The sequence below is a fragment of the Asanoa sp. WMMD1127 genome, from assembly GCF_029626225.1.
GTDB lineage: Bacteria > Actinomycetota > Actinomycetes > Mycobacteriales > Micromonosporaceae > Asanoa.
In genome coordinates this window covers 3,116,420-3,131,524 of sequence record NZ_JARUBP010000001.1, presented here as the reverse complement: position 1 = coordinate 3,131,524, position 15,105 = coordinate 3,116,420, and the positions used below count along the sequence as shown (strand labels likewise).

The following is a 15,105-nucleotide window of genomic DNA, read 5'->3' as shown; positions in this document are numbered from 1 at the left end:
GGCTTGTTCGACGGGATCCTCGCCCGCGGGGCGGTCCCCGCCACGGTCGCCGACGACGCCTGGGTGCGGGCGATGCTCGACACCGAGGCGGCGCTGGCCGACGCCGGCGCGGCCGCGGGCGTCATCCCCGCCTCTTCGGCCGCGGCCATCGCGGCGGCCTGCGCCGACCTCGACCCCGACCCGGCCGAGCTGGGCCGGGCCGCCGCCGCGCACGCGACCCCGGTCGTGCCGCTGGTCGCCGCGATCCGGGCCGCCCTGCCGGAGGCCGTCCGCCCGCACGTGCACGCCGGCGCCACCAGCCAGGACGTGCTCGACACGGCCACGATGCTCGTCGCCCGCCGGGCGGTGGCCGCGATTTCGTCCGATGTGGACGGCGCGGCCGACGCCGCCGCCGAGCTGGCCCGGCGGCACCGGGACACCCCGATGATCGGCCGTACGCTGCTCCAGCAGGCCCTGCCGACCACGTTCGGGCTGACCGCGGCCGGCTGGCTGACCGGGCTCGACGCGGCCGCCGCCGCGCTGGCCGGTTTCGCCCCCACCGCGCAGCTCGGCGGGCCGGTGGGCACGCTGGCCGGGCTGCCTCCGGCGGCGCTGGCCGACTTCGCCGACCGGCTCGGCCTGCACGCGCCCGAGCTGCCGTGGCACACCGAACGCAGCCGGATCGGCCTCCTCGCGGGCACGCTCGGCGTGACGGCCGGCGCGCTCGGCAAACCGGCCCGCGACGTCACCCTGCTCGCCCAGAACGAGGTCGGCGAGGTCGCGGAGGGCGCACCAGGCGGCTCGAGCGCCATGCCCCACAAGCAGAACCCGGTCGCCGCCGTCAGCGCGCTCGCGGCCGCCGCGCAGGCGCCCGGCCTCGTCGCGACGCTGCTGGCCGGCGCCGTGCAGGAGCACCAGCGGGGCGCCGGCGGCTGGCAGGCCGAGTGGTGGCCCCTGCGCGAGCTGCTGGTCGCGGTCGGCTCGGCCGCCGCCGCGCTCGATGCCTGCCTGTCCGGCCTGGTGGTGCGCCCCGATGTGATGCGGGCCAACCTCGACCGGGCCGGCTGGCAGGCCGAACCCGGCGCCGTCGATCCGGTGGGCAACGCCGGCCACTTCGTCGACCTGGCGCTGGCCCGACACACGTCCCGGAGGACCGATGGCTGACGACGGCGCCGCGGTGCGCCGCGCCGTGCTCGGCGACGCGCACGTCGACCGGGCCGCCGCGGCGGCGACCGCGTTCAGCGCGCCCTGGCAGGAGCACGTCACCGCGCACGCCTGGGGCGCGGTGTGGAGCCGCCCGGAGCTCGACCGGCGCACCCGCTGCCTGGTCACCATCGCGCTGCTGGCCAGCCAGCACGCGTCGGCCGAGCTGGCGATGCACGTGCGGGCCGCGATCGGCCAGGGCGTCACGCCGACGGAGATCCGCGAGGTGCTGCTGCACACCGCGGTCTACGCCGGCGCACCGGCCGCCAACACCGCGTTCGCGACCGCCCAGCGCGTACTGGCGGAGCTCGGCCTCGAGGAGGCGTCGTGACGACGGTGCGGTCGGCGGACTTCGTGCAGTCGCTCGAACGCGGCCTGGCGGTGATCCGGGCCTTCGACCGCGCCCACCCGGAGCTGACGCTCAGCGAGGTCGCCGCGGCCACCGGCGTGACCCGGGCGGCCGCGCGCCGGTTCCTGCTGACCCTGATGGACCTCGGGTACGTGCGCACCGACGGGCGGCTGTTCTCGCTGAGCCCGCGGGTGCTGGAGCTCGGCTACGCGTACCTGTCGAGCCTGTCCCTGCCCGAGGTGGCCGAGGTGCACCTCGAGGCGCTGGTCGCCGAGGTCAACGAGTCGTCGTCGGTGTCGGTCCTCGACGGACCGGACGTGGTCTACGTGGCCCGGGTGCCGACGTCCCGCATCATGACCGTGGCGATCAACGTGGGCACCCGCTTCCCGGCGTACGCGACCTCGATGGGTCGGGTCCTCCTGGCCGGCCTGCCCGACGACGAGCTGGCGGCCTATCTCGACACCGTGGCCATCGGCCGGCTCACGCCGCGCACGATCAGCGGGGTGACGGCGCTGCGGACCGAGCTGCAACGCGTACGCGCCCAGGGCTGGGCCCTGGTCGACCAGGAGCTGGAGGAGGGCCTGCGGGCGGTGGCGGCGCCGATCCGCGACCGCGCCGGCCGGGTGGTGGCGGCGGTGAACGTGTCGACCGCCGCCAGCCGCACCACGCTCGAGGCCATCCGCCGCGACCTGGTGCCCCCGCTGCTCGCCGCTGCGGCCCGCATCTCCGCGGACCTCCCGGCCGCCACCCGCCGCGTCTCCTAGTCGACGACCGCGCCGACGGTCAGGTTGAGCTTGGTCGCAGTCAGCGCGCGGGCCCAGTCGGAGGCCGCGAAGGCCGCCGCGTTGCCCACGTCGGCGAGGGTCGCGGCCCGACCCAGCATCGTCGGCTCGACCAGGCCGCGGGCGATCTCCTCGCGCGCCTCCTGGGGCATGTCGCCAGGCAACGACTCCGGCACGCCGCCGGTCTGCAGCGTGAGCACCCGGATGCCCTGTGGTCCCAGCTCACAGGCCAGGATCCGGCGCAGCATCTCCACGGCGCCGAGCGACACCTGCAGGCCACCGAGGTTCGGCGTAGGCGGCCCGTCGCCACCGAACGCGAGCACCACGCCGGCGCCCTGCCGGATCATGTGCGGCGCGGCCGCCTTGGTGGTCAGCCAGAACGCCCGGAGCCGGCTCGTGACGTCGCGCTCAAGGTCGGCGTAGTCCATCTCGACCACGGGCTTGCCGAACGCGTAGGGGTGGGCGATCGCGTTGAACGAGACGTCGAGGCTGCCGAAGCCGTCGACCACCGATTGCGCGTGGGCGTCGACCGCCGACTCGTCGAAGACGTCGAACGCGGCGACCTCGGCGGCGCCGCCGGCCGACCGGATGTCGCCGGCGACCTCGTCCAGCGTGGCGCGCGTGCGGCCGACCAGGTGCACCGTGGCGCCCTCGCGGGCGAACGCCCTTGCCGCCGCGCCGCCGATCGCGCCGGCGCCGCCGTACACGATGGTGTTCTTTCCTTGGAGCAACATGTCAGATCCCTTCGGTGACGAGCGTGGCCAGCCGGTCCCACGACGGTCGCAGGCCCTTCTCCATGCCGGATCGCACGTAGTAGTCGCGGTCTTCGACAGACGGGAAGACGGTGTTCTGCCGCAGCACGGTGCGGTCGCCCCGCTCGTCGAACGTGATGATGTTGAGGTAGACGACGCCGGGCTGGTGGTCGAACTCGTAGGTCTGCACGATCCGCTCGGTCGTCGGCGTGCCGTGGTAGAGGCCGAAGAACGCATAGCGCTCGCCCGACGGGTCGGTGTGCGTGTAGCGCCACCGACCGCCGTCCCGCGGCTCCAGCACGTCCACAGTGATCTTGAGCCAGTCCGGACCGAGCCACCGCGCCAGCAGGTCGGGCTCGGTGTGCGCGCGCAGGAGCTTGCGGGCCGGCGCCGCGAACTCGCGGGTCACCACCACCTGCGGCACGCCGGGCTCGGCGACGATCTCCATGGCTAGTCCTCCATCCTGGCCAGCAGCTCGTCGAGCCGGTCGTAGCTCCTGGCCCAGTAGTCGCGGTAGGCCACGAGCCAGCCCGTGGCCGCCCGCAGCGGCTCGGCCTCGAGGTGGCTGAGGCGCGCGGTCGCCTTTCGGCTCCGGGAGATCAGGCCCGCCTCCTCCAGAACCCGCAGGTGGCGGGAGATCGCCGGCTGCGACATCGCGAACGGCGCACAGATCTCGCCCACGGTCGCGTCGCCTTGGGTGAGTCGCTCGAGGATCGCGCGGCGCGTCGGGTCGGCGAGTGCCCCGAAGACGGCGCTGAGCTGGTCGGTGGGCATTGATAACCAATCTGTTTTAGAACAGCTTGGTTAAGGATGCCGCGTCGTCAGCGCGGCTGTCAAATTTTCTTGGTGGCCGCTGTCGAATAGCGGCGGGCTCGTGCGACGCGTGGGTGACGACCAGAATGGTCGCGACGGACAGGAGAGTTTTGATGCGTTTCATGCTGATGCTCAAGGGTGACCCGCCGCCCGGTGCCATGCCCCCGCCGGAGCTGGTCCAGGCGATGCACGAATACGACGTCGAGCTGGAGAAGGCGGGCGTCCTGCTCGCGGCCGAAGGGCTCTGGGACAGCTCCAAGGGAGCCCGGGTGATCTACGCCAAGGGCGCGCGGACCGTCGTCGACGGGCCGTTCACCGAGGCCAAGGAGCTGATCGCGGGCTTCTACCTGATCGACGTCAAGTCGCTCGACGAGGCGATCGAGTGGGCCCGGCGCTGTCCGGTCGACCGGGCGATCCCGCCAGGCGCCGACTGGGAGGCCGTCGTCGAGGTGCGCCAGGTGGCCGAGCCGGTCGAGATCACGACGATCAACGAGGAGCAGGCGGCGCAGGCCGAGAAGTTCCACCTGGGTCGCTAGCGCGGCTTTCCAGGACGGCGCGCTCGCGGGCGTTGGCGGTCAACGACGCGGCCCGGGTGAACTCCGCCCGGGCCTCGTCGGTCCGGCCGAGCTGGGCGAGCAGGTCGCCGCGTACGGCCGGGAGCAGGTGATAGGTCGGCAGCAGGCCTTCCGCGACGATCGCGTCGACCAGGGCGAGACCGGCGGCCGGGCCGTCGGCCATGCCGACCGCGACCGCCCGGTTGAGCTCGACGACGGCCGACTGGGCCAGCGGCGCCAGGGCGTCGTAGAGCGCCGCGATCCGCTTCCAGTCGGTCTCCTCCGGGCTGCGCGACCGGGCGTGGCAGGCGGCGATGGCGGCTTGCAGCGCGTACGGGCCGGGCTCGCCGCCGATCTCCTCCACCCGGGCGAGGGCGGCGAACCCGCGGCGGATGAGCAGCGGGTCCCAGCGCGTGCGGTCCTGGTCGACCAGGCGGATCGCCTCGCCGCCGGCACCGACCCGGGCCCGCAGCCGGGACGCCTGGAACTCCATCAGCGCCACCAGCCCGTGCACCTCGGACTCGCCCGGCATGAGCCCGGCCAGCACGCGCCCGAGCCGCAGCGCGTCCTCACACAGGGCGGGCCGCACCCAGTCGTCACCGGCGGTCGCGGTGTAGCCCTCGTTGAAGATCAGATAGATCACTTCGAGTACGGAGGCCAGCCGCGCCGGTCGCTCGGCCGGCTCGGGCACCTCGAACGGCACCCCCGCGTCGGCGAGGACGCGCTTGGCCCGGACGATCCGCTGCGCCACGGTCGGCTCGGCGACGAGGAACGCCCGCGCGATCTCGGCCGTTGTCAGCCCGCCCAGCAGCCGCAGCGTGAGGGCGACCCGAGCCTCGGGCGCCAGCACCGGATGGCAGGCGACGAACGTGAGCCGCAGCAGGTCGTCCTCGATCCGGTCGGGCTCGATCTCGTCGTCGACGACCTCCGGCAGCGTCCGGCCGATCTCCCGCAGCTTGCGGGAATAGCGCTCGTTGCGCCGCACCAGGTCGACCGCCCGCCGCTTGGCCACGGTCATCAGCCAGGCGCCCGGGTTGCGCGGAATCCCCTCGGCCGGCCACTGCTCGAGCGCGGCGACCAGGGCGTCCTGCGCGAGCTCCTCGGCCACGCCGACGTCGCGCATCATCCCGGCGAGCCCCGCGATCAGGCGCGGCGCCTCGATCCGCCAGACCGCCTCGACCGTGCGACCCACCTCAGTCTCCGCCGCCACGCCGACCAACCTATCGCCTGTCTTGTTGCACAACTGTGGCAACAACCGCGAAGATGCAACACGTGACGATCGTGGAGGTGGTCCTCCTCTCGGCGGCCGACGGCGCGCTGCGCTACCGCACGCTGTCCGCCGCGCTGCCCGCGGCGGTGCACCCGGACGACCTGGCCCTACACCTGTCGGGCCTGACCCTGTGCACCCCCGGCGCGACCCTCCACTCGACGAGCTGGCGCTTCGCCGACGAGTCGGTGGTGCTGACCTACGCGGCCCTACCCGATCCCGCGCCGGTCTCGACGCGGCCGCTGTCCCCCGACCGCATGGTCATCGGCGGCGCCGCACTGGCGCCGTCACCCCCACGCGTCGACGCGGAGGCGGTAGCCGCACACGCCGCCCGCCACCTGGCCCTACTCGCCACGACGGACCCGGTGATCGCCGACGCCGCGACCGCCCAACCCCACCTCTGGGACCTCCTGGCCAAACTCCCCGCCGGCCTGGCCGGCGCCCTCCGCTGACCGACCCCTATCCGCCGGACCTCGCGGCAGCCTGCGCCGAAGCGATCGCCAGGCGTCCTGCCGCCAACCAGGCCGCTCCGCGCCGCAGCGACCGTTGGAATGCCACCAACCGACCTGTGGGTGCTCCGGTCCCGAGCGCCGCTCGGATAAGGACGAGCCAGCGCCCGCCCGCCCACCGCGACGGCTCCGCGCCGCCGCCCGCGGTGCGTACCGGTTCCCCGCGTTAGTTCCCCTCCCCGCGGGGCACCCTCGCACGGCGGCTTTGCTCTGCAGCCAAATACGCAACACCCCGGCGCGAAGGTGTTGCGTATTTGGCTGCAGAGCAAAGCTCCACACCAGACCGTGGCACGCGCAAGCCAGTTGCCGACATTGTGCCCAGCCATACACCAACGAACGGAAAATGGCCTATTGGTATAACCTGCTTGGGAAATTGATGGTCACCACGGCCCGCAATGGCGCGGGTCAGGTGACGAACGTCAGGCATCAGGTCGTACACAATGTATTGTGCTTGATGCCCCACCCTCAAAGGAGCAGGTCGTGGAGGCGCAGCTCATCCCCGGTGAACGGCGCACCGCTCACCAGATGGTGCGCGACTCGCTGCGCAGGGCGATCCTCGACGGCACGCTGCCCGCGGGTTCCCGGCTCGTCCAGGCCGACATCGCCGCCCGGCTGCGGGTCAGCACCACGCCCGTGCGGGAGGCGCTGCGTGACCTCGCGTCCGAAGGGCTGATCCGGCTCGACGCCCACCGTGGCGCGGTCGTGCGGGAGACGAGCGTCCACGAGGTCCGCGAGATCTACCTGATCCGCCGCCTGCTCGAGCCCGAGGCGGTCCGGCAGGCCGCCCTCTCCCTGACCCCTGAGACGCTCGCCGCCCTGGAGCGGCTGCAGACCGACCTCGACGCCACCCGCGACCCCGCCCGCTGGATCGCCCTCAACCGCGAGTTCCACCGCCTGCTCAACAGCGCCGGCGGTCTGCACCGGCTCGCCGAGATCCTCAACCACCTCGACGACAACGTCGCCGTCTACGTCAACATGGCGTTGCGGGCGACCGAGGCCGATCATCTCGACACCACGAACCGCTACCACCACCAGCTGCTCGAGGCGTGCCGCGACGGCGACGGTGACAGCGCGGCCAAGTTGGCAGTCGATCATCTCCACCAGACCCTGCAGACGGTCGAAGGCGCCGTGCGCTAATACATAATCGACCCTGCAATGTGCACGGCTGTTAGGGTCTCCGGTGTGCTTGACGGGCTGGACCTAGCGAAGCTCGCGCCCGCGCCGCAGCGGCGGACCGCGCACGAGCTGGTCCGTGACACCCTACGCAGGGCGATCTTCAGCGGCCTGCTGACCGGCGGCACCCACCTCGGTCAGGCCGAGATCGCCACCCAGCTCGCGGTCAGCACCACCCCCGTCCGGGAGGCCCTGCGCGACCTCGCCGCCGACGGGCTGATCCGCATCGACCCGCACCGCGGCGCCGTCGTGCACGATCTCGACCCCGACGACCTGCGCGAGATCCACGAGATCCGGGCCGCCCTCGAACCACTGGTGATCCGGCGCGCGGCCCGGCACATCACGGCCGACGAACTGGCTGCGGCCGGCGACCTGCTGGACCGGATGGACCAGGAGACGGACCCGGCCGCCTGGTTGGAACTGAACTGGGCCTTTCACGCTCTGCTCGGTCGGGCGTCTCGCTCACCGCGCCTCTTCTCCTTGGTCACCAGCACACAGGGCAGCACCGCCCGCTACGTCGGCGAGTCGATGAAGGCCCACCCGGAGCGGCTCGCCGAAGCCACCGCCGAGCACCGCGCGGTCGTCGACGCGCTCGCCGGCCGCGACGCCGACACGGCCGCGAAGCTCGTCGCCGCACACCTCCAACGCACCCTCGACCTCCTCCTGACGGCCTGACCGCGGCCACCGCGGCGCGGCGCGGCCCTAGTCTGGTTTGACGGGCGCAACGCCACCACGGGCCGTGATGCGCCCGTGGAAGCAGCGCAAGGTCCCCATCAGCCCACCGGGAACCGCTGATCGAGGTCCAGGTTGAGGCGCACGACGTTGACCCGGCTCGCGCCCATGAAGCCGACCGACCGCCCGGCCGTGTTGTCGGCGACGAGGCCACGGATCGCCGCCTCGCTGGCACCGCGCTCGCGGGCCACCCGGGGCACCTGCAACGCCGCGTACGCCGGTGAGATGTGCGGATCCAGTCCCGAACCGCTGGCCGTCACCGCGTCCGCCGGCACCGCGGGCACGGCCGGCGCGGCGCCGCGGACCGGCGTGAGCACTCCCCCGCTGTAGTCCTCGCCCGGCACCGCGCTCTCGACCCGGACGCCCTCGAACGTGGCCAGGAACGGCGTGCCCGTCTGGTTGACGCTGACGACCCGGGTCGCCGGCCCGGTCAGCCCGTCGCGACGGAACACCCGCAGCACCGCGCCCACGCCGTCGGCGGTGCAGAACGGCCGCGCGCCCGAGACGCCCTCCAGCCGGCCGACCGCCAGGCTGCGGGCGCAGACCTGGGTGAGCAGCGACTCGCTGCCGTCGGCCAGCTCGTCCTCGACGCTCTCCGGACCGAGGTTGCTCGCCCCGCTCGCCGTCGGGTCGTAGCCGTCGCCGGCCGCCGACGGTCGCGACTGGAAGTAGCGCGGGATCGGCTCGCCGTCAGCGTCGAGGAAGCTCTGCCCGATCAGGCTGCTGCCCACGTCGCGGCCGCCGGAGGAGAGCAGCGACCCGGTCGCGCGGTGGTGCAGGCCCGGCAACAGACCGATCCCGACGAGCAGCAGGGGGTACGCGATCCCGAGCAGGACGGTGAACACCAGCACCGCCCGGAACGCCGCCAGGTGCTGGCTGAGCCAGTTGGGTAGCCGCATCAGGAGATCCCCGGAATCCACTGCACGATGGCGATGTCGAGCACCTTGATGCCGGCGAACGGCGCCACGATGCCGCCGAGGCCGTACAGCAGGAGGTTGCGGCTCAGCAACTTCGACGCGCTGCTCGGCCGGTAGCGCACTCCGCGCAGGGCGAGCGGGATCAGCACGACGATCACCAGGGCGTTGAATATGATCGCCGACGTGATGGCGGACGCCGGCGAGCTGAGCCGCATGATGTTGAGGCTGTCGAGGCTCGGGTAGATCACCGCGAACATGGCCGGGATGATCGCGAAGTACTTCGCGATGTCGTTGGCGATCGAGAACGTCGTCAGCGCGCCCCGGGTGATCAACAGCTGCTTGCCGATCTCGACGATCTCGATCAGCTTCGTCGGGTCCGAGTCGAGGTCGACCATGTTGCCGGCCTCCTTCGCGGCCGACGTGCCGGTGTTCATCGCCACCCCGACGTCCGCCTGGGCCAACGCCGGCGCGTCGTTGGTGCCGTCGCCCGTCATCGCGACCAGCCGGCCACCCTCCTGCTCGTGGCGGATCAGCGCCATCTTGTCCTCGGGCTTGGCCTCGGCCAGGAAGTCGTCGACGCCCGCCTCCTCCGCGATCGCCCGCGCGGTCAACGGGTTGTCCCCCGTGATCATGATCGTCCGGATGCCCATGCGCCGCATCTCGTCGAAGCGCTCGCGCATGCCGCTCTTGACCACGTCCTTGAGGTGCACCACCCCGAGCGCCCGAGCCGGCTGACCGTCGACGTGCGTCGCGACGACCAGCGGGGTGCCGCCGGTGGCCGAGATGCCGTCGACCACGCCGCCGACCTCTTCGGTGGGGTGACCGCCGTTCTCCCGCACCCAGCGCATCACCGCGGCCGCGGCCCCCTTGCGGATCCGCCGCTCCGGCTGGCCGCCGGCACCCTCGATGTCCACACCGGACATGCGCGTCTCGGCGCTGAACGGCACGAACCGCGCCGACGGGATGACGCCCTCGTCGCGCTCGCGCAGGCCGTGCTCCTGCTTGGCCAGCACCACGATCGAGCGGCCCTCGGGCGTCTGGTCGGCCAGGCTCGACAGCTGCGCGGCGTCCGCCAGCTCGCCGGCCGCCACTCCGCTGACCGGAAGGAACTCGGTCGCCTGCCGGTTGCCGAGGGTGATGGTGCCGGTCTTGTCGAGCAGCAGGGTGTTGACGTCGCCGGCCGCCTCCACCGCGCGGCCCGACATCGCCAGCACGTTGCGCTGCACCAGCCGGTCCATGCCCGCGATGCCGATGGCCGACAGCAGCGCGCCGATCGTGGTCGGGATCAGCGCCACCAGCAGCGAGACGAGCACGATCCCGGTCACGCCGTGCTCGTTGATGGTCGGCCCGTCGGGCGCCGCGCCCTGGAACGCCTTGGAGAAGATGGCCACCGGCTGCAGCGTCACCACCGCCAGCAGAAAGATGATGCTCAGCGCGGCCAGCAGGATGTTGAGGGCGATCTCGTTGGGCGTCTTCTGCCGCGACGCTCCCTCGACCAGCCCGATCATCCGGTCGATGAAGCTCTCCCCCGGCTTCTGCGTGATCTGGACGACGATCCGGTCCGAGAGCACCTTCGTGCCACCCGTGACCGCGCTGCGGTCGCCACCGGACTCGCGGATCACCGGGGCCGACTCGCCCGTGATCGCCGACTCGTCGACGCTGGCGACGCCCTCGACCACGTCTCCGTCGCCCGGGATCACCTGACCCGCCTCGACCACCACGACGTCGTTCTGCCGCAGCTCGACCGCGTCGACGGTCTCCTCATGCGGATCGGCCTGCCCGGGCGTCCAGTCGAGAAGCCGCCGGGCCACCGTCTCGCGCCGGGCCCGCCGCAGCGTCGCGGCCTGCGCCTTGCCGCGCCCTTCGGCGACGGCCTCCGCCAGGTTCGCGAACAGCACGGTCAGCCACAGCCAGACCGTGATCAGCCAGGCGAACGTCGAGGAGTCCTGTATGGACAGCGCGGTGGTGAACAGCGCGCCGAGCTCCACGATGAACATCACCGGGTTGCGCCACAGCGTGGCCGGGTTGAGCTTGCGCACCGCGTCCGGCAGCGACCGCACCAGCTGGCGCGGGTCGAGCAACCCACCCCCGATCCGGCCCGGCTGCTCGACGGCCCCGCCGGTCACCGCCACCTCACAGCCCCTCGGCCAGGGGACCCAGCGCGAGCACCGGCAGGAAGGTGAGCGCGATCAGGATGATCACGACGCCGACCACCATCCCGATGAACAGCGGCCGGTGGGTCGGCAGCGTGCCGGCCGAGGCGGGCACGGGCCGCTGGCGAGCCAACGATCCGGCCAGCGCCAGCACGAACACCATGGGCAGGAACCGGCCGATCACCATGCACAGCCCGGTCGCGGTGTCCCACCACTGGTCGTTGACGGTGATCCCCGCGAACGCCGAGCCGTTGTTGTTGCCGGCCGAGGTGAACGCGTAGAGCACCTCCGAGAAGCCGTGCGGTCCGACGTTGAGCATGGTCTCGCGGTTCTTCGTGGCCATCGCGGTCGCCATGCCGATCAGCACGACCGCGGGCGTGACGAGGAAATAGAGCGACGCGAACTTGATCTCGCGGGCGGAGATCTTCTTGCCGAGGTACTCCGGCGTGCGGCCGACCATCAGCCCGGCCACGAACACGGTGATGACCGCCAGCATAAGGATCCCGTAGAGGCCGGAGCCAACGCCGCCGGGCGCGACCTCGCCGAGCATCATGTTGACCATCGGAACCATGCCACCGAGCGCGGTGTACGAGTCGAGGAACGAGTTGACCGCCCCCGTCGAGGTCAGCGTCGTCGCCGCCGCGAACGTGGCCGAGTCGGAGACGCCGAAGCGCACCTCCTTGCCCTCGGTGGCGGCGTGCACGGCGTGCGGCACGGTCCCGTTGTGCAGCAGCTCGAACGTGTTGACCAGGATGACGCTGGCCACCGCGAGCACGGCCATCACGGCCAGGATCGCGTGCCCCTGCCGGGTGTCGCCGACCATCCGCCCGAACACTCGGGGCATCGCGAACGGGATCAGCAGGATCAGGAAGATCTCGAACCAGTTGGTCCACGGCGTCGGGTTCTCGAAGGGGTGCGCGCTGTTGGCGTTGTAGAAGCCGCCGCCGTTGGTGCCGAGCTCCTTGATCACTTCCTGGCTGGCCACCGGGCCGCCCGAGAGGTGCTGGGTCGCGCCGGCCAGCGTGCTGACGTCGGTGCCACCGGAGAGGTTCTGCACCACCCCGCCGGCGATCAGCACGATCGCGCCGACGATCGCCACCGGCAGCAGGACCCGCAGCGTGATCCGGGTCAGGTCGACCCAGAAGTTGCCCAGCACCTGCGTGCGGCTGCGGGCGAAGCCACGGACGAACGCCACGGAGACCGCGATGCCGACGGCCGCCGAGACGAAGTTCTGCACCGCCAGCCCGGACATCTGCACGAGGTGGCCGAGAGTCGACTCACCCGCGTACGACTGCCAGTTGGTGTTGGTCACGAAGCTGGCCGCGGTGTTCCAGCCCTGGTGCGGTGACATCCCGGGCAGCCCGAGCGAGAGCGGCAACTTGCTCTGCAACCGGGTGAAGCCATAGAGGAACAGCAGCGACATCAGTGAGAAGGCGAACACGCTGCGGGCGTAGGCGGGCCAACTCTGCTCGCCCGCCGGGTTGACGCCGACCGCCCGGTAGACGAGGCGCTCGACCGCGGAGTGCCGGGTGCCGGTGACGACCCGGAAGAGATAGTCGCCGAAGAAGCGGTACGCGAGCGCGACGAACAGCACGAGCGACAGCACGAAGACGACGCCGGCGATCGTGGTCGACATCTAGAACCGCTCCGGGTACAGCAGCGCGACGACCAGGAAGAGCACCACCAGGAACGCGATGATCAACCCGGCCAGGTTGACCGCGTTCACAGCCGCTGCACCAGGCGCACGATGACCGCGAGCGCGACGAAGAGCGCGACCGTGATCAAGATGTACGCCACGTCCTGCACCGGGCAGCCCTCCGAATCGGACTAAAACCTCCTCTCATATGAAACCGCGCGAATAATCGGCGCGCGGGACTTTGCCGCAATCGCCTAGGGTCAGCAGCGGGATCGACCCACGGGGAGGGGCGAATGACCGCGGTGACGTCACACGAACAGCTCCGGGCGCTGCTCGGCGAGCCGGCGAAGAGGGCGGCCGAGAAGGACCGCAAAGAGCTGCACCAACTCGACCGCGACTGGCTGGCGGCGGCGCCGTTCTGCCTGATCGCCACGGCCGGCGCCGACGGCAGCTGCGACGTCTCGCCCAAGGGCGACCCGGCCGGCTTCACGCTGGTGCTCGACGACACGACGATCGCCATCCCGGAACGCCCGGGCAACAAGCGCGCCGACGGCTTCCACAACATCATCGACAACCCGCACGTCGGGCTGATCTATCTGATCCCGGGCCGCACCGACACCCTGCGGATCAACGGCCGAGCGACGATCCTGGCCGACGCGCCGTGGTTCGACGAGCTGGCCGTCAAGGGCCACCGCCCGCAGTTCGCCCTGCGGGTCGAGATCGAGCAGATCTTCTACCACTGCGCCAAGGCGTTCCTCCGCTCGGAGCTGTGGAAGCCCGACACCTGGCAGCCGGACGCGCTGCCGCGCCGCGCGGTGCTGATCAAGGAGGTCGAGCGGCCGGCCGACACCCTGGCGGATCTCGACCGGCACTACGGCCCGGACTACGCGAAGAACCTGTACTAGGGGCGGCCCGCGCGGCTGCGTTCGCGATGCTCGCGCATCAGCCGCGCGAACCCCTCGGTGTCGACGGCCACCCCGGACTCCCGCGCGATCTCGACGGTGAGGTCGACCGGGAACCCGTACGTGTCGTGCAGCTTGAACACCGTCTCACCGCGCAACGGGCCCTGCCGCAACTCGGTGTCGAGGAGCCGGCTGCCCGCCCGCAGCGTCCGGCGGAAGGCCTGCTCCTCCCGCTCCACCACCGAGCGACCCGCGCCGCCCGGCGGCACCTCGGTCACGCTGTCCGCGATCGGCCCGAGCACCGGCTCGTCGACGCCGAGCAAGACGAGCCGGCGCACCGCCCGGCGGAGCAGGCGGCGCACGACGTACCCCCGGCCCTCGTTGCCCGGCCGGACACCCGCCGAGATCAGGAAGACCGCCGTGCGGACGTGGTCGGTGACCAGCCGGTGTCCGGCCGGCTCGTCGTCGCGGCCCGTCGCGTCGCGGACCGCCTCCAGCGTCGGCCGCACGAGGTCGGTCTCCTGCAGGTTGTCGACGCCCTGCAGCACCATCGCGAGCCGGTCGCGGCCCAACCCGGTGTCGATGTGCCGGCCCGGCAGGTCGCCGAGGATCTCCTCGTCGCTGTCGCCGCGCAGGTACTGCATGAACACCAGGTTCCACAGCTCCACGAAGCGCTCACTGTCGACCGCCGGACCACCGTCGCGGCCGACCGCCGGGCCCCGGTCCCAGAAGATCTCCGAGGTCGGCCCGCTCGGCCCGGGCATGTCCATGCTCCAGAAGTTGTCGTCCGGCCCGAGCCGCTGGATCCGGCTCTCCGGCACGCCGAGCGAGCGCCACAGGTCGACGCTCTCCTCGTCGCCGCGCAGGACCGTCATCCAGAGCCGGTCGCGGTCGAGCCCGAAGCCGTCCGTGAGCAGCTCCAGGGCCCAGACCATCGACTCGCGCTTGAAGTAGTCGCCGAACGCGAAGTTGCCGAGCATCTCGAACCCGGTCGCGTGCCGGTCGGTCAGCCCGATCCGGTCGATGTCGACCGTGCGCACGCAGCGCTGCGCCGTCATCAGCCGCGCATGCGGGGGCCGGGACCGGCCGATGAAGTAGGGCTTGAACTGCACCATGCCCGCGTTGGTGAAGAGCAGGTCGCGTTCGTCGGTGACGAGCGGACCGGGCGGCAGCTCGAGATGGTCGAGGCCGCGGAAGTAGTCGAGGAACGTCGTGCGTATCTGGTCGGATCGCATGATCTGTCGCCGTTTCGGGAGGACAGCGCGAACACGCTCACGACCCCGGCTGTCGAAGCGGGGTCCTCACCGCGAGACGTCGCGAGCGCGTGGATCGGTTGAGTCGGGCACGCCGAGTCGGCACCGAGGATCAGGCGAGGACGGCGTCC

The 15,105-nt window shown here is 71.9% G+C and carries 17 protein-coding genes; 8 read left to right on the top strand and 9 right to left on the bottom strand.

Annotated features, from left to right (window positions below; all coding sequences use genetic code 11):
- Window positions 1–3: 3 nt before the first annotated feature.
- From O7635_RS14955 to O7635_RS14945, 3 genes are read left to right on the top strand one after another with little or no spacing between them, the layout of a single operon-like run.
- A complete protein-coding gene (locus tag O7635_RS14955) occupies window positions 4–1,143 on the top strand; it encodes a lyase family protein (RefSeq protein WP_278081024.1) in 1,140 nt (379 codons plus the stop codon).
- The gene (locus O7635_RS14950; protein WP_278081023.1) at window positions 1,136–1,513 is read left to right on the top strand and encodes a carboxymuconolactone decarboxylase family protein; all 378 of its coding nucleotides are present in this window, start codon (window positions 1,136–1,138) and stop codon (window positions 1,511–1,513) included. The genes O7635_RS14955 and O7635_RS14950 overlap by 8 nt, the downstream gene beginning before the upstream one ends.
- Window positions 1,510–2,295, top strand: a complete 786-nt coding sequence (locus O7635_RS14945; RefSeq protein ID WP_278081022.1) for an IclR family transcriptional regulator C-terminal domain-containing protein — start codon at window positions 1,510–1,512, stop codon at window positions 2,293–2,295. The genes O7635_RS14950 and O7635_RS14945 overlap by 4 nt, the downstream gene beginning before the upstream one ends.
- Here O7635_RS14945 and O7635_RS14940 read toward each other — a convergent pair.
- From O7635_RS14940 to O7635_RS14930, 3 genes are read right to left on the bottom strand one after another with little or no spacing between them, the layout of a single operon-like run.
- A complete protein-coding gene (locus O7635_RS14940) occupies window positions 2,292–3,047 on the bottom strand; it encodes an SDR family oxidoreductase (protein ID WP_278081021.1) in 756 nt (251 codons plus the stop codon). The two genes, O7635_RS14945 and O7635_RS14940, sit on opposite strands and share 4 nt — an antisense overlap.
- Before the next feature lies 1 nt (window position 3,048).
- Window positions 3,049–3,513, bottom strand: a complete 465-nt coding sequence (locus O7635_RS14935; RefSeq protein ID WP_278081020.1) for an SRPBCC domain-containing protein — start codon at window positions 3,511–3,513, stop codon at window positions 3,049–3,051.
- Window positions 3,514–3,515: 2 nt separating this feature from the next.
- On the bottom strand, window positions 3,516–3,839 hold the full coding sequence (locus O7635_RS14930; protein ID WP_278081019.1) for a metalloregulator ArsR/SmtB family transcription factor: 324 nt from the start codon (window positions 3,837–3,839) through the stop codon (window positions 3,516–3,518).
- A 152-nt stretch (window positions 3,840–3,991) separates the two neighbouring features.
- Here O7635_RS14930 and O7635_RS14925 point away from each other — a divergent pair, with 152 nt between their 5' ends.
- Window positions 3,992–4,414, top strand: coding sequence for a YciI family protein (locus O7635_RS14925; protein ID WP_278081018.1), 423 nt, complete (start codon window positions 3,992–3,994; stop codon window positions 4,412–4,414).
- Here O7635_RS14925 and O7635_RS14920 read toward each other — a convergent pair.
- Entirely contained in the window at window positions 4,365–5,642 is a 1,278-nt protein-coding gene (locus O7635_RS14920) for an RNA polymerase sigma factor (RefSeq protein WP_278081017.1), read from the bottom strand. The genes O7635_RS14925 and O7635_RS14920 overlap by 50 nt on opposite strands.
- Before the next feature lie 62 nt (window positions 5,643–5,704).
- Between O7635_RS14920 and O7635_RS14915 the strand changes: the two genes are divergently transcribed.
- The 3 genes from O7635_RS14915 to O7635_RS14905 all read left to right on the top strand — a co-directional run bounded on the left by O7635_RS14915 (window position 5,705) and on the right by O7635_RS14905 (window position 8,056).
- Window positions 5,705–6,151 (top strand): hypothetical protein, encoded by a 447-nt coding sequence (locus O7635_RS14915; RefSeq protein WP_278081016.1) that lies wholly within the window; start codon window positions 5,705–5,707, stop codon window positions 6,149–6,151.
- Between the two features lie 537 nt (window positions 6,152–6,688).
- Complete coding sequence (locus tag O7635_RS14910; RefSeq protein ID WP_278081015.1) at window positions 6,689–7,345, top strand: GntR family transcriptional regulator; 657 nt, start codon at window positions 6,689–6,691, stop codon at window positions 7,343–7,345.
- Window positions 7,346–7,390: 45 nt separating this feature from the next.
- Complete coding sequence (locus tag O7635_RS14905) at window positions 7,391–8,056, top strand: GntR family transcriptional regulator (protein WP_278081014.1); 666 nt, start codon at window positions 7,391–7,393, stop codon at window positions 8,054–8,056.
- Between the two features lie 98 nt (window positions 8,057–8,154).
- On the opposite strand, the gene O7635_RS14900 is transcribed toward O7635_RS14905, so the two are convergent.
- Genes O7635_RS14900 through O7635_RS14885 form a run of 4 tightly spaced genes read right to left on the bottom strand, consistent with a single transcriptional unit; the run spans window position 8,155 to window position 12,909 of the window.
- Window positions 8,155–9,012: a potassium-transporting ATPase subunit C gene (locus O7635_RS14900; RefSeq protein WP_278081013.1), complete on the bottom strand. Its 858-nt coding sequence runs from the start codon at window positions 9,010–9,012 to the stop codon at window positions 8,155–8,157.
- Window positions 9,012–11,162 carry a potassium-transporting ATPase subunit KdpB gene (gene kdpB / locus O7635_RS14895; protein ID WP_278081012.1) on the bottom strand — a complete coding sequence of 717 codons (2,151 nt, stop codon included), beginning with the start codon at window positions 11,160–11,162 and terminating at the stop codon, window positions 9,012–9,014. Before kdpB ends, O7635_RS14900 begins: the two co-directional genes overlap by 1 nt.
- A gap of 1 nt (window position 11,163) precedes the next feature.
- Window positions 11,164–12,819, bottom strand: coding sequence for a potassium-transporting ATPase subunit KdpA (gene kdpA, locus O7635_RS14890; RefSeq protein ID WP_278081011.1), 1,656 nt, complete (start codon window positions 12,817–12,819; stop codon window positions 11,164–11,166).
- Window positions 12,820–12,909, bottom strand: a complete 90-nt coding sequence (locus tag O7635_RS14885) for a potassium-transporting ATPase subunit F (RefSeq protein ID WP_278081010.1) — start codon at window positions 12,907–12,909, stop codon at window positions 12,820–12,822.
- Window positions 12,910–13,112: 203 nt separating this feature from the next.
- Here O7635_RS14885 and O7635_RS14880 point away from each other — a divergent pair, with 203 nt between their 5' ends.
- Window positions 13,113–13,724 carry a pyridoxamine 5'-phosphate oxidase family protein gene (locus O7635_RS14880; protein ID WP_278081009.1) on the top strand — a complete coding sequence of 204 codons (612 nt, stop codon included), beginning with the start codon at window positions 13,113–13,115 and terminating at the stop codon, window positions 13,722–13,724.
- Here O7635_RS14880 and O7635_RS14875 read toward each other — a convergent pair.
- Window positions 13,721–14,956, bottom strand: coding sequence for an alanine--tRNA ligase-related protein (locus O7635_RS14875; protein WP_278081008.1), 1,236 nt, complete (start codon window positions 14,954–14,956; stop codon window positions 13,721–13,723). The genes O7635_RS14880 and O7635_RS14875 overlap by 4 nt on opposite strands.
- Window positions 14,957–15,105 lie beyond the last annotated feature (149 nt).

What these genes read in the sequence shown, in the direction of transcription:
- O7635_RS14900 (WP_278081013.1), bottom strand. Translation starts at nt 9,012, where the DNA reads ATGCGGCTACCCAACTGGCTCAGCCAGCACCTGGCGGCGTTCCGGGCG.
- O7635_RS14925 (WP_278081018.1), top strand. Translation starts at nt 3,992, where the DNA reads ATGCGTTTCATGCTGATGCTCAAGGGTGACCCGCCGCCCGGTGCCATG.
- O7635_RS14950 (WP_278081023.1), top strand. Translation starts at nt 1,136, where the DNA reads ATGGCTGACGACGGCGCCGCGGTGCGCCGCGCCGTGCTCGGCGACGCG.
- kdpA (WP_278081011.1), bottom strand. Translation starts at nt 12,819, where the DNA reads ATGTCGACCACGATCGCCGGCGTCGTCTTCGTGCTGTCGCTCGTGCTG.
- O7635_RS14930 (WP_278081019.1), bottom strand. Translation starts at nt 3,839, where the DNA reads ATGCCCACCGACCAGCTCAGCGCCGTCTTCGGGGCACTCGCCGACCCG.
- O7635_RS14875 (WP_278081008.1), bottom strand. Translation starts at nt 14,956, where the DNA reads ATGCGATCCGACCAGATACGCACGACGTTCCTCGACTACTTCCGCGGC.
- O7635_RS14935 (WP_278081020.1), bottom strand. Translation starts at nt 3,513, where the DNA reads ATGGAGATCGTCGCCGAGCCCGGCGTGCCGCAGGTGGTGGTGACCCGC.
- O7635_RS14940 (WP_278081021.1), bottom strand. Translation starts at nt 3,047, where the DNA reads ATGTTGCTCCAAGGAAAGAACACCATCGTGTACGGCGGCGCCGGCGCG.
- O7635_RS14880 (WP_278081009.1), top strand. Translation starts at nt 13,113, where the DNA reads ATGACCGCGGTGACGTCACACGAACAGCTCCGGGCGCTGCTCGGCGAG.